Source organism: Kitasatospora sp. NPDC048715, from assembly GCF_043198905.1.
GTDB lineage: Bacteria > Actinomycetota > Actinomycetes > Streptomycetales > Streptomycetaceae > Kitasatospora > Kitasatospora lactacystinica.
Window position 1 is genome coordinate 154,249 of the sequence record NZ_JBICVH010000002.1, and the last position, 20,622, is coordinate 174,870.

20 protein-coding genes and 3 pseudogenes are annotated in these 20,622 nt (G+C 71.7%); 13 read left to right on the plus strand and 10 right to left on the minus strand.

The window, feature by feature from the left end:
- Position 1: 1 nt before the first annotated feature.
- Positions 2 to 985 (minus strand): esterase family protein, encoded by a 984-nt coding sequence (locus ACGFSC_RS04705; RefSeq protein WP_359897897.1) that lies wholly within the window; start codon positions 983 to 985, stop codon positions 2 to 4.
- Positions 986 to 1,297: 312 nt separating this feature from the next.
- Here ACGFSC_RS04705 and ACGFSC_RS04710 point away from each other — a divergent pair, with 312 nt between their 5' ends.
- Positions 1,298 to 1,570, plus strand: a complete 273-nt coding sequence (locus tag ACGFSC_RS04710) for a hypothetical protein (RefSeq protein WP_359897902.1) — start codon at positions 1,298 to 1,300, stop codon at positions 1,568 to 1,570.
- A 27-nt stretch (positions 1,571 to 1,597) separates the two neighbouring features.
- On the plus strand, positions 1,598 to 4,129 hold the full coding sequence (locus ACGFSC_RS04715; RefSeq protein WP_359897896.1) for a collagenase: 2,532 nt from the start codon (positions 1,598 to 1,600) through the stop codon (positions 4,127 to 4,129).
- Here the strand turns inward: ACGFSC_RS04715 and ACGFSC_RS04720 are convergent.
- Positions 4,081 to 4,566 (minus strand): hypothetical protein, encoded by a 486-nt coding sequence (locus ACGFSC_RS04720; RefSeq protein WP_359897895.1) that lies wholly within the window; start codon positions 4,564 to 4,566, stop codon positions 4,081 to 4,083. The genes ACGFSC_RS04715 and ACGFSC_RS04720 overlap by 49 nt on opposite strands.
- A gap of 85 nt (positions 4,567 to 4,651) precedes the next feature.
- A complete protein-coding gene (locus ACGFSC_RS04725; protein WP_359897894.1) occupies positions 4,652 to 6,388 on the minus strand; it encodes an amidase in 1,737 nt (578 codons plus the stop codon).
- Between ACGFSC_RS04725 and ACGFSC_RS04730 the strand changes: the two are divergent.
- From ACGFSC_RS04730 to ACGFSC_RS04745, 4 genes and pseudogenes are all read left to right on the plus strand, one after another.
- Positions 6,377 to 6,562 (plus strand): annotated as a pseudogene (locus ACGFSC_RS04730) (hypothetical protein); the annotation flags it as partial. The gene ACGFSC_RS04725 and the pseudogene ACGFSC_RS04730 overlap by 12 nt on opposite strands.
- Positions 6,535 to 7,164 (plus strand): TetR/AcrR family transcriptional regulator C-terminal domain-containing protein, encoded by a 630-nt coding sequence (locus ACGFSC_RS04735; protein ID WP_359897893.1) that lies wholly within the window; start codon positions 6,535 to 6,537, stop codon positions 7,162 to 7,164. The pseudogene ACGFSC_RS04730 and the gene ACGFSC_RS04735, both read left to right, overlap by 28 nt.
- A gap of 397 nt (positions 7,165 to 7,561) precedes the next feature.
- The gene (locus ACGFSC_RS04740; protein ID WP_392862598.1) at positions 7,562 to 8,308 is read left to right on the plus strand and encodes a DUF6924 domain-containing protein; all 747 of its coding nucleotides are present in this window, start codon (positions 7,562 to 7,564) and stop codon (positions 8,306 to 8,308) included.
- A gap of 115 nt (positions 8,309 to 8,423) precedes the next feature.
- Positions 8,424 to 9,002, plus strand: coding sequence for a DUF5994 family protein (locus ACGFSC_RS04745; protein ID WP_359897891.1), 579 nt, complete (start codon positions 8,424 to 8,426; stop codon positions 9,000 to 9,002).
- 45 nt (positions 9,003 to 9,047) lie between these two features.
- Here the strand turns inward: ACGFSC_RS04745 and ACGFSC_RS04750 are convergent, their stop codons facing one another.
- Both ACGFSC_RS04750 and ACGFSC_RS04755 read right to left on the minus strand, forming a co-directional pair.
- Positions 9,048 to 9,299 (minus strand): hypothetical protein, encoded by a 252-nt coding sequence (locus tag ACGFSC_RS04750; protein WP_359897889.1) that lies wholly within the window; start codon positions 9,297 to 9,299, stop codon positions 9,048 to 9,050.
- Between the two features lie 120 nt (positions 9,300 to 9,419).
- Positions 9,420 to 9,602, minus strand: a pseudogene (locus tag ACGFSC_RS04755) (ribonuclease BN); the annotation flags it as partial.
- On the opposite strand from ACGFSC_RS04755, the gene ACGFSC_RS04760 reads away from it, so the two are divergent.
- On the plus strand, positions 9,562 to 9,891 hold the full coding sequence (locus ACGFSC_RS04760) for a hypothetical protein (RefSeq protein WP_359897905.1): 330 nt from the start codon (positions 9,562 to 9,564) through the stop codon (positions 9,889 to 9,891). The pseudogene ACGFSC_RS04755 and the gene ACGFSC_RS04760 overlap by 41 nt on opposite strands.
- A 54-nt stretch (positions 9,892 to 9,945) precedes the next feature.
- On the opposite strand, the pseudogene ACGFSC_RS04765 reads toward ACGFSC_RS04760, so the two are convergent.
- Both ACGFSC_RS04765 and ACGFSC_RS04770 read right to left on the minus strand, forming a co-directional pair.
- A pseudogene (locus ACGFSC_RS04765) lies at positions 9,946 to 10,380 on the minus strand (NAD(P)-dependent oxidoreductase); the annotation flags it as partial.
- Between the two features lie 22 nt (positions 10,381 to 10,402).
- On the minus strand, positions 10,403 to 11,056 hold the full coding sequence (locus tag ACGFSC_RS04770; RefSeq protein ID WP_359897887.1) for a TetR/AcrR family transcriptional regulator: 654 nt from the start codon (positions 11,054 to 11,056) through the stop codon (positions 10,403 to 10,405).
- A gap of 173 nt (positions 11,057 to 11,229) precedes the next feature.
- On the opposite strand from ACGFSC_RS04770, the gene ACGFSC_RS04775 reads away from it, so the two are divergent.
- Positions 11,230 to 12,195: an alpha/beta hydrolase gene (locus ACGFSC_RS04775; protein WP_359897886.1), complete on the plus strand. Its 966-nt coding sequence runs from the start codon at positions 11,230 to 11,232 to the stop codon at positions 12,193 to 12,195.
- 39 nt (positions 12,196 to 12,234) lie between these two features.
- Here the strand turns inward: ACGFSC_RS04775 and ACGFSC_RS04780 are convergent, their stop codons facing one another.
- Positions 12,235 to 12,753, minus strand: coding sequence for a hypothetical protein (locus ACGFSC_RS04780; protein ID WP_359897885.1), 519 nt, complete (start codon positions 12,751 to 12,753; stop codon positions 12,235 to 12,237).
- Positions 12,754 to 13,018: 265 nt separating this feature from the next.
- Here ACGFSC_RS04780 and ACGFSC_RS04785 point away from each other — a divergent pair, with 265 nt between their 5' ends.
- A complete protein-coding gene (locus ACGFSC_RS04785; protein WP_359897884.1) occupies positions 13,019 to 13,885 on the plus strand; it encodes a GNAT family N-acetyltransferase in 867 nt (288 codons plus the stop codon).
- A 227-nt stretch (positions 13,886 to 14,112) separates the two neighbouring features.
- Here ACGFSC_RS04785 and ACGFSC_RS04790 read toward each other — a convergent pair whose 3' ends face one another.
- On the minus strand, positions 14,113 to 14,853 hold the full coding sequence (locus ACGFSC_RS04790) for an alpha/beta hydrolase (RefSeq protein ID WP_359897883.1): 741 nt from the start codon (positions 14,851 to 14,853) through the stop codon (positions 14,113 to 14,115).
- Between the two features lie 244 nt (positions 14,854 to 15,097).
- On the opposite strand from ACGFSC_RS04790, the gene ACGFSC_RS04795 reads away from it, so the two are divergent.
- Positions 15,098 to 15,220, plus strand: coding sequence for a hypothetical protein (locus tag ACGFSC_RS04795; RefSeq protein ID WP_359897882.1), 123 nt, complete (start codon positions 15,098 to 15,100; stop codon positions 15,218 to 15,220).
- 102 nt (positions 15,221 to 15,322) lie between these two features.
- Here ACGFSC_RS04795 and ACGFSC_RS04800 read toward each other — a convergent pair whose 3' ends face one another.
- Positions 15,323 to 16,510, minus strand: a complete 1,188-nt coding sequence (locus tag ACGFSC_RS04800) for a hypothetical protein (RefSeq protein WP_359897881.1) — start codon at positions 16,508 to 16,510, stop codon at positions 15,323 to 15,325.
- Between the two features lie 170 nt (positions 16,511 to 16,680).
- Here ACGFSC_RS04800 and ACGFSC_RS04805 point away from each other — a divergent pair, with 170 nt between their 5' ends.
- The 3 genes from ACGFSC_RS04805 to ACGFSC_RS04815 all read left to right on the plus strand — a co-directional run bounded on the left by ACGFSC_RS04805 (position 16,681) and on the right by ACGFSC_RS04815 (position 20,423).
- A complete protein-coding gene (locus tag ACGFSC_RS04805) occupies positions 16,681 to 16,986 on the plus strand; it encodes a hypothetical protein (protein WP_359897880.1) in 306 nt (101 codons plus the stop codon).
- A gap of 223 nt (positions 16,987 to 17,209) precedes the next feature.
- Positions 17,210 to 18,046 (plus strand): amidohydrolase family protein, encoded by an 837-nt coding sequence (locus ACGFSC_RS04810; protein ID WP_359897879.1) that lies wholly within the window; start codon positions 17,210 to 17,212, stop codon positions 18,044 to 18,046.
- A gap of 400 nt (positions 18,047 to 18,446) precedes the next feature.
- On the plus strand, positions 18,447 to 20,423 hold the full coding sequence (locus ACGFSC_RS04815) for a hypothetical protein (protein ID WP_359897878.1): 1,977 nt from the start codon (positions 18,447 to 18,449) through the stop codon (positions 20,421 to 20,423).
- Positions 20,424 to 20,622: the final 199 nt, after the last annotated feature.

The following is a 20,622-nucleotide window of genomic DNA, read 5'->3' on the forward strand; positions in this document are numbered from 1 at the left end:
CTCACGCCTTGCGCAGGCGGCCGATGATGCCGTCGATGTCGCGCTGCATCATGTCCGGGCGGATGAAGTGGCCGCCCGACTCCTCGTGGGCCTCGTAGGGGATGCCGGCGCCGTCGAGCAGGGCGCGGAACTCCCGCTGGCCGGCCAGCACTTCGGTCTCGTTGAAGGTGTCGAAGGGGTTGGTCGGGTCGGGGCTGGTGCCGGCGACCAGGAAGATCCGCTTGTTGCGGTAGCTCTCCAGGCGCTCGACCGGGTTGTCGGCGGTCACCCTGGCCTGGTCCCACAGCGGCATGCCGTAGATGCTGCCGCCGGCCAGGTCCTGCACGGCGGAGGAGACGTTGGCCCAGTGCGCGAGCGCGCCGCTGTGGAGGCGCAGGCTGGCCGGGCCGGAGTGGGCGCTGACCGAGGCGAAGTGGCCCCAGTACTTGGCGGCGTACTTCAGGGCGCCGAAGCCGCCCATGGAGAAGCCGGAGACGGCGCGGCCCTCGGGCTCGGCGAAGGTGCGGAAGTTGGCGTCGACCCAGGGGATCAGCTGGTTGATGTGGAAGGACTCCCAGTTGCGGGGGCCGACGTTGGTGCTGACCGGGTTGGAGTACCAGCCGGCCTGCCCGCCGTCGGGCATCACGACGATCAGCGGCTTGCCGATGGTCCAGTCGCGGACACCCCGGCGGTCGAACTCGATGAAGTCCTGGAGGCCGCCGTGCAGCAGGTAGAGGACCGGGTAGGTGCGGCCGCTGGTGTGGTAGTCGTCGGGAAGCAGCACGTTGACGGCCGGCTCCCAGCCGATCTCGGCGGTCCGGAAGCGGTAGTACCACATCCGGGCGTCGCCCTCGTTGCGGTCGGAGATGTGCAGGCCGAAGCCGTCGTCGGCCGCGCGAGCGGCAGAGGCAGTCGCGAGGACGCTCGCGCCGCCGAGCGCCAGCGCGGCGCCGAGCCCGCCGGCGGACTTGAGGATGCTCCTGCGGGTGGGGTTGTTCGCGGTCACCGTGACCTCCTGAAGGCGCGTGATGGCGGCCCGTCCGGACCGCCGGAACTCCGACGGTCCGGACGGTAGCCACGCGCCGCAGGGCCTGGGAACCCGGAACCATACGGACTGACAGCGACGGCTCCGGGCGTGGAGACTGAGGGGCTGTTGTCCGGACTCGAGGAGCGTGTTCTCGCCCGGTCATATCGGTGAACTGACCCAGGTCATCCCATCCGAGTTGGTGGATGCAGTACTGGAGCGAGATCGGAGCGCGCGAGTGACGACGTCGGCGCCCCCTCTCGCGTCGAGGTGGACTTCGTGCTCGCATTCGGAATGTTCGAGCATCTGGGCACCGGACTGCTGTGGGGAAAGATCCCGGCCGGACTGGCCGCCGGGGTGCCGCAGCCGTCGGAGAAGGCACTTCGTGATCTGCGTCGGCGAGTCGGGGTGGCTCCGCTCAAGCGCCATGCTTGCCCCATTGCGAGATGTGACATGTCACGCCCTATTGATGGCATGTCAGGGGCCGTGAGAGCATGCGTTCGACGCGCCCCAGCCGCCTCCCCCTTCCCCCGCCTGCTGCGCGCCCGTCTGCCTTCCCCCCACTAAGGAACGACGTTGCGCCTGCCCTCACGCATGCCCAGACTGCTCGCCGCGATCGCGGCGGGCACGGCTCTCCTCGGCCTGGCCGCCGGTCCCAGCCTGGCTGCCACCCCCACCGCCGAGGCCGCCTCCCGTACCCAGCGGGCCCCGGCCGGCTTCCTGCCGCCCACCGGCGCCGCCGCGACGGACCCCTCGGAGCACGGCGCACCGCAGAGCCGCCGGCTGACGCCCGAGCAGCTCCCGCCGCTCGGGCTGCCCGTCTCGCCCGAGTCCGCTTCCTCCGCAACCGCCTCGGCGAAGGCCTCACCGCAGGCGCTGTCCGCGGCCCCGCCGGTCGCCCAGTCGTGCACCCCGGCCGACTTCAGCGCCCGCTCCGGTGCCGCGCTCGTCTCCTTCGTCAAGGCTTCGGCGCCCAAGTGCATCGGCTCCCTGTTCTACACCTCCGGCTCGGAGGCCTCGGCGGTGTTCCGCCAGAGCCAGATGGCGACGATCGCCGACGCCTTCCGGGACGCCGCCGCCACCTACCCCGGGGACAACTCGACGAGCGCGTGGCAGCTCGTCCTGTTCCTGCGCGCCGGCTACTACGTGCAGTCCAACGACCCCCAGCGCATCCCGGGCTTCGACAAGTCGCTCACCGACGCGGTGGCGCGCGGCATCGACGCGTTCGTCGCCGGCCCGCGCTTCACCGACGTCACCGACGCGAACGGCGAGGTCGCGAACGACGTCGTCATCCTCACCGACAGCGCCAAGCTGCAGGCCCGCTACCTCAGCACCTACAGGCAGGTGCTGAACGGCTACAACAGCTCGTACGACGGCTCCAGGAGCATGGTCACCCTCGTCAACAGCGTCTTCACCCCGCTGGACCGAGGCCACGACAACAACCCGGACTTCCTCGCCGCCGTCTCCGCGGACCCGAGCATCATCGACACCCTGAACGATTTCACCCTCAAGCACCGGGCCCTGCTCGGCACCGACAACGCGGTCCTGGACGCCAACGCCGCCCGCGTGCTCACCCGCTTCGTCAAGTACCCGGCCTTCCAGGGCAAGGTGCGGCCGCTGGTCAAGGCACTCCTCGACGGATCGTCGATCACCGGCCCGACCGCCCCGCTGTGGGTCTCCACCGCGAGCATGGCCGACTACCTCGACCCGGACCAGTGCTCCACCTACGGCATCTGCGACCTGAACAAGCGGCTGATCGCGGCGTCGCTGCCGGTCCGCCACACCTGTGATGCCACCCGGACCATCCTGGCCCAGGACCTCACCCCGGCCGAGCTCGCCGCCGTCTGCGCCGACCTCAAGGGCGAGGACGCCTTCTTCCACAACCTCGTCCGCGACAACGGCCCCATCCCCGGCCAGTACGAGTCGTCCGTGCAGATCGCCGTGTTCGCCGACAAGGCGAACTACCAGACCTACGCCGGAGCGATCTACGGCGCCAACACCAACAACGGCGGCATCACCCTCACCGGGACACCGACCGACCCGGCCAACCAGCCCGTCACCATCATGTACCGGCACCCCACCGACAACGGCTTCACCGCCCGGATCTGGAACCTCAACCACGAGTACGCCCACGTCCTGGACGCCCGTTACAACCTCAAGGGCGGCTTCACCCAGCAGACCAGCGTCCCCGACCTGTGGTGGATCGAGGGCGTCGCCGAGTACGTCTCCTACACCTACCGCGGCGTCACCGACACCAACGCGGTGATCCAGGCCCCCAAGCACACCTACCCGCTCAGCACCCTGCTCCAGAGCACCTACCTCAACAGTGACTCCACCCGCGTCTACCACTGGGGCTACCTCGCCGCCCGCCACATGATCGAGCGGTACCCGAGCGTCGTCCAGGGCATGCTCCACTACTTCCGCACCGGCGACTACGCCCGCGGTTACGCCTACTACAACGGCATCGGCTCCGCCTACGACGCCGGCTTCAACACCTGGCTCGACACCTGCGCCACCGACACGTGCCTGAGCGCGGGCACGCCGACCGCCGCCTTCGACAGCACCGTCACCGGCCTGACCGCGCAGCTGACCGACCGCTCCGCGGTGACCGGCGGCAAGGGCACCATCACCTCCCGCACCTGGAACTTCGGCGACGGCACCACCTCCACGGAAACCGCTCCGTGGAAGACGTACGCCACGCCCGGTACTTACACCGTCACCGTGACCGTCACCGACAGCAACGGGAAGACCGCCACCGCGGCCAAGTCCGTCACGGTCGCGGCCCCCGCCGCTCCCACCGCCTGCACCGGGGCCGACTCGCGGGCCATGGACCGCAACTGCTTCCGGACCGACCGGTCCGCCGCCGCGGGCGAGCAGGACAAGCTGTACATCTACATGCCCGCCGGCACCGTGACCCTCAACGTCACCACCACCGGCGGCACCGGCACGGCCTACCTGTACTACAGCGCCGACACCTGGGCCTCGAACACCGCCTACACCGCCTCCTCCACCAAGAGCACCGGCACCCAGAGCATCACCGTCACCAACACCACCGCCGGCTACCGCTACATCACCCTCTACGGCAAGACCGCGTTCAACGGCGTCACCGTCACCACCCAGTACTGACCCCCGGCACACCGGCGCGAACATCCCCGCCGCAACACCGGACGGGGGCGTTCGCGGCCGCGTTCGGCCAGGTCGACGGGGTGCGGTGTCAGGTCTTCGATCTCGCCGCGGGCCAGGGTGAGCGGGGCCGCGCTGATCCGCCGGGCTGTCGCCGTGCCCTGGCCGAGGCGCTGCAGTGACCGTCGGCCGATCCACCAGGCGAGCAGCGCGGCGACGACGGTGAAGGCGGCGAGCAGCAGCGAGCGCGTGAGCAGGTCGCCGAGGACGGTGTGCTGGAAGTCCTCAAGGCGCTGGGCGGGGCTGGTGACCGCGGCGGGGGTCTCGAAGCGGGTCCGTCGGTGCGGAGGTGGGCGCCGACGGCGCCACCACCTGCGACTCGGCTCAAGGTTCCGAACCGACCCGCCGATGGAGCGAAGAGCCGGAGAGGCCGCCTCCACCTGCTGGTGGAAACGGCCTCTTCGGTCTGTGAAATCGCGGTCGGGTGGGCGTGAACCCGCGAACCCTCGGCTCCCTGGCGGTCCGTCAGCCGGCCGGAAGGCGCGGGGTGCGCGGCGGTTCCGTGCGGCGGCGCCCGGTCGTCTCGAAGGCGGCGGCGAGCTGGAGCAGCAGGTTGTCGTCGTAGGCGCGGCCCGCGAAGGTCAGCCCCACCGGCATGCCGATGTCGGTCATGGTGCCCATCGGCACGGTCACGGTCGGGATGCCGAGGTGGCGCGGGACGAGATTGCCGTTCGCGACCCACACGCCGTTGCGCCAGCCGAGGTCGGCGGAGGCCTCGTTCACGTCCATGTCGGCCGGGCCGACGTCGGCGACGGCGGGGAAGACCACGGCGTCCAGGCCGAGCCCGTCCATCCACTGCTCCAGGTCGATCCTGCGGGTCTCCTCCAGGCCGCGCAGGCCCTCTTCGAGGTGCGGCATGTCGGTGAAGGACGCGTACGGGCGCTCGCGAACGAAGCGCGGGTAGTCGCCGATCGTGTCGTCGAAGCCGGCGTAGCGGTCGGGGAGTTCGCCCTGGTGCTTGGGGAAGATGCGGTCGCCGTCGACCTCGGTCAGGGTGGCGAGCCGCGGGTCGCCGTTGGCGCGCAGGAAGTCGTCCCATGCCCAGGCGGACAGGTCCTCGATCTCGACGGCGAGGAAGTCGCGGCCGACCAGGCCGCGGGTGGGCAGCGAGGGCGCGCCGGGGCGGTCGGACTCGTAGTTGGTCACCACGGGGAAGTCGACCTCGACGACCTCGGCGCCCGCGGCCTCCAGGTCGCGGCGGGCGGCCTGCCACAGGGCGATGACCGAGGCGCGGGTGTCGATCCGCTGCCCGGTCTGGCCGCCGATGCCGCCGTCGGGGTTGGTCCCGGCGTCGGGGTCGGCGTTGATGTACATCCCGGGCACGCCGACGCGCTTGCCGGCGAGCGTCGCGCGCGCCGCCGCCGCGTCCGCCGGGGCCAGCGCCGGGTAGGAGTCCGGACGGACCCGGGACGGTGCGGGGAGTCGCACCCAGGGCTGGGACCGCCACAGGTCGCCGCGGGTGTCCGGGTCGTCGGCGACGACGACGTCGAGCAGTTCGAGGAGGTCGGCCATGGTGCGGGTGTGCGGGACCACGACGTCCATCGTCGGCACGAGCGGCCAGTTGCCGCGCACCGAGATCACGCCGCGGCTGGGGGTGTAGGCGCACAGGGCGTTGTACGAGGCGGGCGCCCGGCCCGAGGACCAGGTCTCCTCGCCGAGGCCGAACGCGCCGAACGAGGCCGCCGTGGCGGTGCCCGAGCCGTTCGACGAGCCGGAGCCGTACGCGCTGGTCAGCCAGTCGGCGCTGTAGGGGCTCTCGGCGCGGCCGTAGACGCCGCGCTGCATGCCGCCGTTCGCCATCGGGGGCATGTTGGTCAGGCCGATGAGCACGGCACCGGCGGCGCGCAGCCGCTCGATGGCGAAGGCGTCGCGCTGGGCGACGAGGTGTTCGAACGCGGGTGAGCCGGCGGCGGCGGTCAGGCCCTTGGCGAGGTAGCTGTCCTTCGCGGTGTAGGGGATGCCGTCGAGGGGGCCGAGCGTCTCGCCGCGGGCGCGGCGGGCGTCGGAGGCCTCGGCGTCGGCGCGGGCGTCCGGATTCATCACGACGAGTGAGTTGAGCGCCGTGGTGGTGCCGGGCCGGTCGTAGGCCTCGATCCGGGCGAGGTAGGCGTCGAGCAGGGCGACCGCGGTGGTCTCGCCCTTCTCCAACGCTGCGCGCAGGTCGGCGATACCTGTCTCGACGACGTCGAATGCGCGGGTCATGCGGGTGCCTCCGTGGTCATGGTCGGCGCCGGCCGGGGTGTTCTCGGCCACGGGCTGCGCCCTCCTGATAAAACTAACTTTGTTAGCAACTGCTGTCGGTCTGGCACGATAGCTCCCGGACGCGGAGAGCGGAAGAGGGGATTTCGGTGGGCCGACCGAGCAGGGCAGTGCTGACCCGCGAGCGGATCGCGCGCGCCGCGCTCCAGGTCGTGGACGAGGACGGCGCCGACGGCCTGACCATGCGAGCACTGGCGGAGCGGCTCGGGGTCAAGGCGGCGTCGCTCTACAACCACATCCGGGGCAAGGACGAACTGGTCGACACGGTCTCCGAGCTGGTCAACGACGAGATCGACCACGCGCCGCTGGGCGATCCCGACTGGCGGGCCGGCCTCGCGGCGTACGCGCGCGGCTACCGCGCGGTCTTCCGGCGGCACCCGAACGCCGTCGCCCTGCTCGCCCGCCGCCGCGTCGAAGCGGCCAGCGCGCTGCGCGGCTACGACGCGCTGCTCGCCCTCCTCGGCCGGGCCGGCCTCGGCCCCGCGGACGCGGCGGAGGTCGCCGCGGCACTGGACTACCTGGTACTCGGCTCCGCGATGGAGACCTTCGCCGCCAGCTTCACCCGCGCACCGGCCGCGTACCGACCGCAGTACCCGGCGCTCGCGGACGCCCTGGACGGCTCCTTCGCCCGCGGCGGCGGCGCGACCGGCCTCGACGACCGCGGGTTCGAGCTGGGGCTCGGCCTGCTGCTCGACGGCGTGGAACGCCGTACACCGTAGGGCCGAGGAGGGTGTCGCGCCCCCGGGAGGGGCCGGAGGCTCCTGCCCTCGCCCGAGCGGAGGCCGGTGATGCTCTCGGGCCGGGTCTGCCGGGCGACGACGGGCGCGATCCTGCTCCGGACAACCCACGAGGCGCGGTGACGGCCAACGGATCGCAGGTTCGAATCCGGTTGTCCCGACCTGCAAAACTGCAGGTAGCAGGCCGTTTCCGGTTCTGGCGGGAGCGGCCTTGGCGCCAGCCCGTTGCCATCGTTGTCATGGGTGCCGTCCTCGCATCGTGCACCGCCTGCATCGCCGGGCCCCAGGGAACCGGTGGCGCCGTGATCGGGATGGTTCGCCGGCTTCGCGGTACGGTCGTGGGATGACTCAAGTGCCCAATTGATAGGGCGCGTTGGTGGTGCGTACCGACTTCTCCGGACCCACGTCGCGGGAGCGTCCGCGTGAGGCCTTGGCGGCCCCGAACGAGGACGGGTTCCTGCCCCACGTCGAACTTGTCGACGATCCCCGCTTCGCGGGCATGACCTGCGCCGAGGCGAGGAATCTGCTGCCGGGCGACCACCAGCACCGGTTCCTCGTCCTGGCGGACACGGTGACGCTGAGCTCGATCGGGCTGCCGGTCGCCGTCGTGGACCTGCGGGACGAGCCGGGGCGCTTCATCCGGGTCGTTGCCGCGGAGCTTCGGGGGATCGAGATCAACGTGTCGATCGCGAACATGGGCTTCGGCGAGTTCGCCGACGCCGTCGACGAGGACGGGGTGTCGTGGACCGTGCCCGGTGTCCCGCTGCTGCCGCGCCTGGAGCTGGAGCCGACGATGGCGCGGGCGGGCGTCCTCGACGGGGCCCGGTGGCCCTGCTCGAATCACGTCCTCGCCGACTTCCGGGCCTGGTCACCGCGCTCGGCGCCCACCTCGGGCGCATCGCCCGGGTCGGCCTCGACACCTCGGCCATGGCCGCGCCTCGACGACCGGGAACCGCACCCCGGCCGCGGAACTCCTGCTCGGCTGAACGGTCCGGGCAGACGCGGGCAGACGCGGGCAGCGCCGCGTGCCCGGACCGCTCCCGCTCCGGCCGCTCCGGGCCGACGCGAGCCCGGCATCGGACCCGACCACCGCGGCCCTGTCGGGTCCGGGCCGAACCCGGAGTAGCCTGGGCATCACCGAAGGCACTTCGCATGCCGGCACCGGATACTGGCGTCGTCTCCGGCGAACGGCAAGGCCGGACCCGGCCTCTCGGCCCGGGTCCGGGGACAGGTCCCGGATCATGACCACGACCCTCGATCGTGCGACGACGCCCACCGCCCGGGATTCCACTGCACGGCTCTCCCTCACGCCCGGTGGCGTGCGGCCCGGCCGCCTGGACGGAGCCTGGTGGCCCCGCTCGCGTGATCTTCTTCTCGAACTCCCCGTCCTGGCCGCCGAAATCGACGAGCGGTGGGGCCGGATCACCCGGATCACCGTGAACCCCGCGCAGTGGCCCGTCATCCCCCGGCGCATCCCGGTCGCCGGGCACACCGTCCACGCGGGGTGGTTCACCACCGAGCAGGACCAGCACACGGTCGCGGTGTTCTCGTACGCCCCGCGCCGGCTGAACCTGCTGGTCGTCCCGCCGGAGACGGATGCCGTCGATGCCGCCCGGCTGATGGCCGAAGCCGCCGACCCCGCGAACACCATGGCCGCGAGCGGTCTCCTCGCCGTGGAGACGCGAGGCGGCGCACAGCGGCCGAGGTCCGGTTCCGACTTCCTGCCGTCGGCCGTCACTCCCTCCGACGCCGTCGGCGAGGCGGACCGACGGGCGGATGTCGCCCGCAGCCGGGCCGCCTCCTGGCCGGTACCCGCGTAGCCGGCGGGACGGCAGCCGCCCGCTCCGGCCGCGGGGCCGCGTGTGTCACTCGCGGGACCACTCGGCCTCGGCGTGCGGCGGGCCGGCGACACCGGCGCCCTCCCAGAGGCGGATCCTGATCGCTCGGGGGCCGGGCGCGGGCCGGGAGAGCGTACGCACGAACACCTCCCGCAGGTGGTTGGCCGCCCGCTGGGGCGGCCCGTTGTACTCCAGTGGATCCTGCACCGGAGCGCCGCGCTGCCGGGACCAGCGGCCGTCGTCGTCCTGCGTCTCCAGAACCCACCGGTACTGCCGCATCCTGACCTCCGTGCCGACGATCCCTGGCCCCGGACACGACGGTATGGGCCGGGCGGATCAACCGCGACCGGTGGACCGCGCCGCGGCCCCGCCTGCCGTCGGCCGCCGGCGGAGCGGGCCTCAGTCGTGTCGTTTCGGCGCGCGTGTCACGCGGAGGAGTTCCTCGTGGAGCAGCCGGCCGACCAGTGCGCCGCCGAAGACGACGATTCCCACGCCGACCAGCCACGACTGGATGACCAGGACGGTCCCGAACGAGCCATAGGTGACCGCGTTGGACGCGATCAGCGGCGAGAAGACGAGCCGGGGGCAGGCGGTAGGCTCCAGGCCTTCCTGGTTCCAGCACGCCCTCGCGCGCACCGGAGCGGCGGGCCTGACGGCCTTCGCCGGCGACGCGGCAGCAACCGTCCCGCATCTGACCGGCAGGCAGGGCCGCAAGCGGTACGAGGGCATCTCGCACGCCGCGATCGGCAGCGTCCAGGACGCGGACCACGAACTCCTCGGCGTCCCGTTCGTCGGCACCGACCACGTCCTGCGTCTCAACCGCCCCCGGGCCAAAGCTGAAGGGTCTGCAGGTCTCGATCACAGGCAGTAGCTGTGGCGGGGCGGTCGACCCGGGGACCACTTTGGGACCACACCTGATGAGCGCCTATGGGTGCCGATGGTCCGAAACGGACACTTGTGCACGAAGTAAACATTGAGCAACTGTCAGCTCCACGTGTGGCGGCGATTCCGTCGAGAAGTCCCAACTCACTTGTTCCCCAGGATGGTTGGGCAGCAAAAAAGCCGAGGCCTTGAGGGCCAGGCTGTCGACAGTAGTTGAACCCCTTGACTGGGGGTCAAGGGGTCTCTGGCAAGCGGTGGGCGTCCGACTCTCCCGGCGCTTCGCTGTCTCGTGATGACCGGTCCGCTGAGTCCAGGGGCTGACGGCGGCGCGGGCGAAGCATTCGCCGATCTTGCCGGTGCCGATGACGCCGACGGTCATGCCGTGGATGTCGCGGCCGAGGAGGCCGTCGAGGCGGAAGCCGAATTCTCGGGTGCGGTTGGCGGCGGGGGCAAGGGTCCAGGCGTATTCGGCGACCGCACGGCACCCACGGTCCGGCACGTCAGGGGAGCAGGGCCTCGATCCGGGCGAGGTGGGCGGCGAGGATCTCCTCGAATGCGGCGCGGCGGTCCGCTCCGAGGGGGCGGATGTCGCGGGCGAAGTGGGCCAGGGCGGGGAAGCGTTCGGGGTCGGCGCCGAGGACGGCGACACGGAACTGCTCCATGCCCTGCTCGTACTCCTCGGGGGTGACGGTGCTGATGCCGGCCTCGGAGGAGATCAGCGCGGCGAGGAGGATGACGATGCGGTGGTACCGCACCGCGACCTCCTCGTCGGGCAGGCCGGACGCGCGCAGGGCCTGCAGCAGTTCCTCCATGACCATGCGGGATCCGGTGCCGCCGGACCCGTAGCGTCCCCACACCGCGGCGAGTTGGAGCTGCTCGCCGAAGGCCTCGCGCAGGCGCAGGGCCAGGGCGGTGATGCGCTGCTTCCAGTCGCCCTCGGGGCGGTAGCCGTCCATGGAGGCCAGCAGGATCCGGTCGGCCACCGCGCGCAGCAGTTCGGTCTTGTTCCGGAAGTGCCGGTAGAGGCTGGAGGAGTCGGTTCCGAGGGCCGCGGCGAGTTTGCGCACGCTGAACGACTCGGCGTCGCTCGTGCGCAGCAGTTCCGCCGCCGTGTCCAGGATCTCCTCGGTCGACCATCGCCTTCGGCCGGTCATCCCGCCCTCCCGTCGCTCGTCCGGAGTCAGCCTAGCTCATGCACTTTCTCTTGTACTTGCTCATGCGCTTGCTTGTGCACTTGCTGTTGCACGCACTGCGTGCATAATCGGTGCAACGCACAGTCCGACCACAACGAGACCCCGGCACCCGGCCGGGAGGGGGAGAAGGACGCATGAGTGGGAGCGCTTTCGCGACACGGCCGTCGGAGCCGGATTACTCGGTGATCACGACCGAGGAACTGCTCGCCCACCGCGACACGGAGAACCGCTGGCGGGCGTCGGGCGCGGCTCGGGCCGTCCTCGGGGAACCCGATCCCGGCGCCGCGATCGCCTGGCAGCAGGTGGCGCTGCCCGGCCGTGACCTCCCGGTCCGGGTGTACCGGCCGCAGTCGACGGGGGAGGGCGAGGCCGGCACCCGAACCGACCTGCCACTCGTGGTCCATGTCCACGGCGGCGGCTTCGTGGGCACGGCGACCCAGTGCGACTGGGCCAACAGCCACCTCGCCGCGGCACTGCCCGCCCTCGTCGTCTCGGTCGAGCACCGCCTCCTCGCCCCCGGCAGCCCGCTCGCGGACGCCGCCGACGACGGCTGGGGCGTGCTGGAGCACGTGGTGCGGCATGCCGTGCGGTGGGGTGTCGACCCGGCGCGCACGGCCGTCTTCGGTGAGAGCTGCGGCGCGCTGATCAGCGCCTTGACGGCGATCAGGGCCAGGGAGGCCGGCGTGGAGCTCAAGGCGCAGGTGCTGGTCAATCCGGTGGCCGACGTGACCGGGACGGGGATGTTCGACCACCCCTCGATCGCCGAGTACGCGGACAACCCGACCCCGGCCCTGCCGCTGCTGCGGCTCTTCCAGCGGCTCGCCGTTCCGCCGGGAGCCGACGCCGGTGCGGTCTCACCGCTGCACGCGAACGACCTGAGCGGGCTCGCCCCGGCGCTGGTGGTGGTGCCCACCCGGGACGCGGTCGCCGACCACGGCCGCAGCTACGCCGAGCGGCTGCGCGAAGCAGGGACCCCCGTGCGGCTCTCCGAATACCCGGGAGCCAAGCACGCGTTCCTCACCCTGCCCGGCCTGGAACCGCAGGCCGAGGCCGCCCGGGCCGAGATCCTCGCGTTCCTCCGCGCGGCCCTGGCCGAGTGACGGAGGAACGACCGCCGACACTCGCGGAACGTCCTCGCGTCACTCCTGGTAGCAGCACCCGCCGTACTCGTCGCAGTCGTATTCGAAGCCGTCGTCGGCGCCGTGGGTACGGCTCAGCTTTTGGTCGTCCACGGGGCAGATCGGGGTGAACGACGGATTGACCTGGAGGAACGTCGAATCCTTCAGGGAGAACACAGAATTGACGACATCGAGGCCGTGTTCGCGAATCCCTTGCTGAATGAAGTCGAATGCGTCGTAGACGTGGCCGCAGGCGCACGTGATCGGGGCGCATCTGAAGTTCGCGACCCTGACGCCCAGCTCCACTCGAATCCTTTCGGTCTCCTCAGGGGATATCGGGCGGAGCCCCGTGCGGCGAATCCGCTCCGGAGTCCAGAACCGCTCCTTGATGACAGCGGCCTGGGTGCGGGTCAGGTAGAACGAAGCCGAGATGCCACCCGCGATCGTGGCGATGACGATGTCCGCGACGGCTTCGTCGTCCGCTGAAGCCACCACCTTTCCGGTGGCGACTACCTTGTCGATTTCCGCTAGCAGCTTCATGGTGCCTACTTCTTGAATTCCTGCGATTCACCTGCGGTGTCCGCGAACTCTCGGTGATGCGCATCATTTCGCTGTCTCGTCCGCCGGAGACCGGGTGCGGGTGAGGTTTCAGAGTCGGAGGGGGCCGTCAGGCCTGTGGAGGTGCCTATTGTCAGTGTGCGACGTCCCGCGACCGCTCAGCAACCGGACCGGAGAGCCACCGTGAACGGCAGGATTCCCGGTTAATGGGTTGCAGATCTCCGGGATGGGGTGTCGGATCCCGGCCATGACGATTGTGCTGGGAACGCCGACGGCAGGCGGGGTGCGCGAGGCCATGGGCGCACTGCGGGAGTGGCAGGACGACGGAGCGCCGATGCAACTGCACCCGGGGGACATCGGCTGGAACCATCGGCTCGGAACGCCTGAGACGGCCGCGGCGGTTCGGACCTGGAGCCGGGGCGGACGGATCCTCGCCGTCGGGATGCTGGACTCGCCGACGGTGTTGCGGATGACGGTCGCTCCCGGCGCGTTCCAGGACGAGGACCTGGCGCGGCGGCTTGTCGAGGACATCTCGCTGCCCGAGCGCGGCGTGCTGCCGGAAGGAGCGGTGTCCGTCGAGGCGCCGCTGGGCCTGCTGCTTCACGACCTGCTGACCGAGGACGGCTGGGGCGTCGACGAGCCGTGGACGCCGCTCTTCCGCGACCTCGCGGACGCGGTGGAGGACCCCGGCGTGCGGATCAGGGCGATCGGCCCGGAGCAGGCGCAGGACTTCGCCGACGTTCTGCGGTCGGCGTTCAACACCTCGCGGCCTACGCGCGAGTACTGGCACGCGATGTCGGCGGGGCCGTTCTCCGCCGACGCCCGCTGCCTGGGCGCCTACGACGCCCAGGGCAACCCGGCGGCGGTGGTGACGGTCTGGTCGGCCGGCCCGGGGAAGCCGGGACTGGTCGAGCCGATGGGCGTCCACGAGGACCACCGCGGTCGCGGGTACGGCCGGGCGATCACCGTCGCCGGGGCGGCCGCGCTGCGGGAGATGGGCTCGTCGAGCGTTCGTGTGTGCACTCCGAGCTCCAACGTCGGTGGCGTCGCCACCTACAGGGCGGCCGGATTCGAGGCGAGGCCGGAGATCGGCGACCGGATCCGCAAGGCCTGACGCCGATACAGCCCGGGCCCTCGGCCCCCAGGGGTCCGCCGAGCGGAGCTGACAGCAGGTTCGTACGGGCTGGAGTCGGGTCCGGTTCGGCTGGTGACCGGGCGCGGCCCCGATCGGGACCGCACCCGGTCGGGGCCATCACGGAGAGCCCAGGCCGTCCTTGACGAGTGGTGTGCCGGCCGGCACCGCCTCCTGCCTACTGGTCCGGCCGCTGGTCCGGCCCGTGATCAGCGCAGGTGCCGGGCGAAGAACCCGGCCGCGTCCTCCCCGGCGAACTGCGGGACGCCCGTGTGCCCGCCCATGTTGGCGTGCAGCGTCTTCTCCTGGGAGCCGAAGGCGTCGAACAGGTCCAGGGACGCCTGCCGGTCGTTCCCTTCGTCGTCCCACTGCAGCAGGACGTGCAGCGGAACGGTGACCCGGCGGGCCTCCTCGAACATGGCGCGGGGCACGAAGCTCCCGGCGAAGAGGCCGGCGGCCACGATGCGCGGCTCGACCACCGCCAGCCGGATGCCGATGGAGATGATTCCCCCCGAGTACCCGACCGGGCCGCCGATCCCGGGTAGTGCGAGGAGGGAGTCCAGGGCGGACTGCCATTCCGGGACGGCCCGGTCGACGAGCGGGAGGATGAGGGCGTCGATGATCTCGTCACCGACCGGCTCACCGGCGGCCATGGCCTGCCGCAGGTCGGCGCGGGCCTGTTCGGCCGCGGCCCAGCGGGGCCGGTCACCGCTCCCGGGGAGTTCGATGGTGGCCGCGGCGAAGCCGTCCGCCGCGCAGCGTCGGGCCCGGGCGACCAGCCGGGGGTACATCTTGTGCAGGCCGAGCGGGGGGTGGCCGAGCAGGATCAGCGGGACCGGCTCGGACGCGGAGGCGGATGCGGGCGTCCACAGGATGCCGGGGATCTCGCCGAGGGTGAACTCGCGCTCGAGGATGTCGTCGTCGAGGCGCTGTTCGGAAGTGAAGTTCATGGTCGTGCCTTTCGGGAATGCGCTGGAACGGCGCTCCCGGACGACGACCTATCGCCCGACCGTGACCCCGGAGGAGAGCACCCATGTCGATACGTTCACGGGTACCACCTCCTTGTTCTCTCGCACGGCCTCCGGAAGGCTAGCAGATCGGCGGAAGCAACGGTCGACGAAGCGAACGCGCGTCCGTCAAGGTTCGACGGCATGCGGTCAGAGCCCGGTGGCACCGGACGGGCATCATGGGCTGATGCGCGTCGTTCTCTTCCAGCCTCCGGTGTTCAGACGGGAAGCCCCCGCCACTGCGCTGGCCAAGGCCCTGGCCGTGAGCGACAGTTGGGCCACCATCCTGCATCTCGGGATCGGTGACTGACCGGCCACGTCTCCGTCGGCACTCCGGGACGGCTTGGCCGAGGGCCGCCGATGTCACGCTCGACGCCATCACCGTGCCCGGCGTGCGGGTCTCGCGCATCGCTCAGTCAACGTCCGCGTCGCCGGTGTCCGCGTGCTCGCCCAAGCCGAGACCGGAGAGTATGTGGTCGACGTCCTGGTCGTCGGCTCCCTCGATGTCGATGTCGCCCTCCACGTGCAGGTTGAGGTGGGCGAACCGGGGGGCCAGTTCGGTCAGAACGGTCAGCGGGTCCCGGTCGTCGTCCGTGTCCTCGATCACCAGGTCCCTGATGCCCAGGTGCGTGAGCTGGGGGAGCAGCGAGCTCTCCGCGAGGACGACGAAGTCGCCGGCCTCGTCAGGGTCGAAGTGCGCCTCGCTCAGGTCGAGGCTTCTCAGTCGGGGATACCTGGACGCCTCCAGCGCTTCCAGCTGGGCGTTGGTACCCACGGTGCCGTGGACGTCATGGCCGATCTCCACCTCCAGCGAGGTGAGACCGGGTGCCGAGAACGCGAACAGGGAACCGTCCGAGAAGACGGCCCCCCGGGTCCGCAGATGGGTCAGGGTGTCGTGTTCCACGTCGTCGAACAGGAAAGCGCCTTCGAGTTCCAGGGTGCGCAGTGCGGGCAGGGACGTCCACAGGGCGCGCTCCACCTCCTTGGGCACCACCGCATCGTGCAGGTACTTCTCGGGGTCGACCCGGTTTCCCGTCGAGGTCTCGTGGAGCTCGAAGAGCGTGTCGAAGTCGTGGCCGAAATACAGGGCCTGCAGTCGGGGCCACGGTCGACGGGAGAGGGCGGCCGCGGCGCGTTCGGCGGAGTGGTGGTAGTCGGTGAGGTGCAGTTCCAGGTCGGCCAGCAGGCGGGTTGCCGGGTGGGACAGCAGGACATCGATCAGCGCCGCCTCCCACTGCTCGGGATCGGTCGGATCGAAGGCCCCGGCGTGGGGCGGGTCCGCGAGGAGCCGCTCCAGCATCGCCCGGCGCTGCGGCGCGGTCTCCGCCACCAGCCGGAAGACGGCCTTGTCGATGAAGCCGCGGGACCAGGTGAACTGCCAGGAGCCGTCAGCGCGCAGAGGATCGAGCCCGAGCGCACGCTCCACCTCGGCGTACGCGGCGGCCGGCTCCGGCACGTCCTCGCCGCCGTTCCGGTGGAGGTGCTCCAGCCGGATCGCCTCGCCCCGTGGGTCACCTGCCGCGGTGAGCGCGTCCGCGTAGGCGAGCCATGCCTCCCACCCGCCCGACACCGGTGCAGCCACGTCGTCGACAAAGGGCATGTCCTTCTCCTGGTCTCGGGTACGAGGCACCCTAGGCGTCTCCACTGACACCGCCGCCCCACCACCGATGTCCGCTCTCGCGGGCCGACTCGGCGTTGCGAAGCGGCCTGCCGCAGCGCGCTGTGGGTGGGGGAGTCCTCGGCCGCGGTCAGGACGACGAGTTCGAGGGTGTGGGTTCCGGGGATGACGGAGGCGGTGCAGTCGAGGTCGAGGCGGCCGGCGGCTGCCTGTGGTGGCGTCGCGGGCGCACCCGCGGCGGGGACGCGGTCCTGCTGGACCGGGATCTGCTGCGCACGCCCGGCGTGCGGACCGCGGCGGTGGTGGCAGGCGCGTTCTACCTGTGCGTCACCGGGTCGCTGTTCCTGCTGCCGCCCTACCTCCAGCAGGTGCGTGGGATGTCCCGGCCGCCTCGGGCCTCGCGGTCCTTCCCGTCATCCTGGCCGTCGCCGCGGCCGCGCTGGTCTCCGGGCGGCTGATGAGGACCCCCGGACCACGCCCGTTCCTGGCCACGGGTCTTCTGTCGCCGGGTCGCCGCCGGGACATGATCAGGACTCATGATCCGTTTCCCGAAGTGTCGTTGTCGTCCCAGCCTCGTTGTTCCCTACGGTGAGGCTGCGAGGACGTCCGGCGCGGACACCGGCACCGTGGCGCCGCACCTCGCCCCCGGGCCCGGGCCGGGTTCGCGAAAGGCACGTACCCATGCCGATGGACATCGTCGACGCTCAGATCCACCTCCACCTCACCATGAGCGCCGAGGAGACCCTCGCCGCCATGAACGCCCTGGGTATCCAGGCGGCGGTGATCGACGAGTTCTGGGGGTTCGAGGCCCGGACCGGCCACGGCGAGCCGGGCATCGCGCTACCGGGGGCCCGCGCGTTCCGTGCCGTCGCGCCCGGGGCCGAGATGGCGTCGATCCGGTACCCCGAGCGCTTCTGCTACCTGCTGCGCATCCACCACCGGGATCCCGAACTCGCGGCCGGTATCAGGGCGGTGGCCGACGCGCCGTATGCCCGGGCGGTGCGGATCGTGGCACGCGAGGACGAGGACGTCAGGGAACTGGCCCGGGGCGACTACGGGCCGGTGTTCGACGCCTCCGCCGACCACGGCCTGCCCGTCTTCGCGATGACGGCGCGCAACGGGCACCTGCTGCGCCCCTACGCGAAAGCCCATCCCGACACCCCGATCGTCCTCGACCACGTCGGAATGCCGGTGAACGACGAGGAGTTCGAGGACGTCCTGCGGCTGTCCGACCAGCCGAACATCATGATCAAGTGGGGGCACGGCCCGGAGCTGTTCCACGCCGGTGACTACCCGTTCACGCCCGCGCTCGACAAACTGCTGCGCGTGCTGGACGCCTTCGGCCGCGAGCGCGTCATGTGGGCCAGCGACCACACCATGATCAGCGGCGACCACTGCTGGGCCGACGAGCTCTTCGCCCTGCGGGAGACCGACCGGCTCGGCGCCGAGGACAAGGAGTGGCTCCTCGCGGGGACGGTGCGTTCCGTCCTGGACTGGCCGCGCCCGGCGAAGCCGTGAGCGGGAGACCGTGAGCAGGAGGCCTGAGCGGGCGGCCGTGAGCGGGGCGGCCGTGAGCAGGAGGCCTGAGCGGGAGGCCGTGAGCGGGCGGCCGTTCGGCGGAGGTGATGGCCGGTCGGCACGGTCGGCACGGTCGGAACCGCCCCGGATCCGCTCCGTCGGCCCGTCCCGGCCCCGACCCCGGCCGCCGGGTGCCGCGTGAACCAGAGGGGAAGGCCCCGCTCCAGGGCGGTGAAGTCTCGGTGGCCGCGACCCGGGATTCGCCCGAACCAGTCAACAACGCTGTCGGTCAGTGCTATGTTACCCGGCGGTTCGAGAGTCGGTGCGACGGCTCCGAGCTGTGCGTCCCGCCACAAGTCACCACTGCCTCAGCACCGTTGACCCCGAAGGGACCCTCCACGTGACCGTGCGCAAGCTGACGCTGTCAGCCGCGGCGACAACCACCGTGCTCCTCCTCTGCGGCGCCGTCCTGACCGGAGCGGCGGCCTCACCGGCCGCCGCGAACACCACCGCAACCACTGCAACCACCGCAACCACGGCAGCGGCGTCGTCCGACCCCTCCGCCGCCCCGGGCGCGTCGGCGACGCTGGCGCCCCCGACGTCCGGCACGGCCGCGGCCACGGTGGCGGCCCCGGCGCAGGGCAGCGCGCCGGCGACCGCCACCACCGCCCCCGTCCTCGCGCTCTCCTCCTACGACCCGACCACCGGCGCCGCCGTGCTCGCGCCGGCCACCACCGGTCCGCAGGCACCGTCCGCCCTGGCCGCGAGCCCGGACGCCGCCGCGGCCGCCGTCCGGCCCGGGCAGCTGATCGACAGCCCGCCCACCCCGGCGGCCCCGCACGGCGCGCTGGTCGCCGTCACCGATGTGCAGTCGACGGCCGACGGGAAGGTGGCCGTCTCCACCCGCCCGGCCACCCTCCCCGAACTGCTCGGCGGCACCAGCACCAGCCTGCGCAGCGCCGTCAGCCCGAGCACCTTCGACGTCCAGCCCCAGATCGGCGGCGTCCAGGTCGTCACCGACTTCGGAGCGACCTCCGGTCAGGGCTCGGTGTCCGGCAGCCTGGGGCTGAGCGCGAACGTCACCGTCCCGCTGCCCGACGGCAGTTCGGCGAAGATGTCCGGCTCGGTCTCGCTCCGTCCGGCCATCGACTTCTCCTACCAGGGCGGCCTCGGCGTCATCGACCCCCAGCAGGCCCGGGTCGGCTTCACCCTGGGCGCGCACGCGGACTGGCACGTCAGCGCGAACCTCACCGCGAGCACCGGGCCGATCCGGATACCCCTGGCCAAGTACAGCGCCAGCCCCGTGGTGATGGTCGGCCCGCTGCCCGTCGTGATCAACCTGGCCTTCACCCTCTCGGCCGACATCAGCGCCGACGGCACCGTCAGCCTCGACGCCGAGCAGGCCTACGACGGCCAGTGGGGCGTCCACTCGGACTACGTCAAGGGCCCGGGCTGGACCACCACCACCGACCCCGGGAACTCCACCGTCTCGCCGCTGCGCCTCAACCTCAGGGGCTCCGCCTCGGCGAAGGCCGGCCTGCTCGCCGAGGGTTCGATCGCCCTGTACGACACGATCGGCGTGAAGGCGTCCATCGAGCCGTACCTGCGGGCCGTGGTCAACGGCTCCGTCGTCCTCGACGGCGCGAGCACCACGCCGGACGTCAACGGTGCGGCGGCCCTCTACGGCGGACTCGACATCAACGGGGCGCTGATGGCCCGGCTCGTCATCCTCGGCACCCCGATCCTGGAGGCGGACCTGCCCTTCCTGGCCTTCCACCGCGAATGGCCGATCGCCTCGGTCAGTGTCGGGCAGCCCCCGGTACGGCTGGTGGACTGGACGTCGCTCAACGCCAGCCTGTTCGACGACAACCACTCCGCCTACCTGAAGTCCCGGCCGGACTGGGACCCGTACGCCCTCAAGGCCGCCTGCCCGGACGGCAGCCGGCTGATCGGGCTGAGCTACGGCGGCGACAACGGCCTCTGCACGGACGTCACGAAGGCGGACCTGTGGGACGCCGGCCGCGCGTTCGTCGTCGACCACGGCGGCACCTACGTGACCAGCGAATGGGCGTCGGGCTACGCCAAGGCCCAGTGCCCGGCCGGCTCGGTCATGACCGGGTACAGCCGCAACGGCCGGACGATGGGCGCGCTGTGCGCCAAGTCCGCCGCCCCGCTGGGAACTTCGACCCGCACGCTCTGGTTCGAGAAGGGCGACAACCGCCCGGCCGCGGCCGGTGGCGGTGACTTCTCGTACGGCTTCGCCAAGGGCCAGTGCGCGGACGACGAGGTCGTCGCGGGCATGGCCTACAGCGCGCCCTGGTGGCAGCTGTGGGCGGCGCGGCCGTCCGCGCTGCTCTGCCAGAAGCTCGCCGTCTGACAGCCGTAGGGGCAACCACCGTTGAACGCGGCCGACCCATGGCCGACCACGGCTGATCACCGCTGACCGCCGAGCAGGTCGCGCGGCCGGGGGGGCCCCCCCCCCCCCGCGGGGGGGCGCGCGGGCGGGGGGGCCCCCCGCCCCGCCCGCGCCGCCCCCCCCGAGGGGGAGGCGCCCGTCGCCCGGCGCGGGGGGGAGC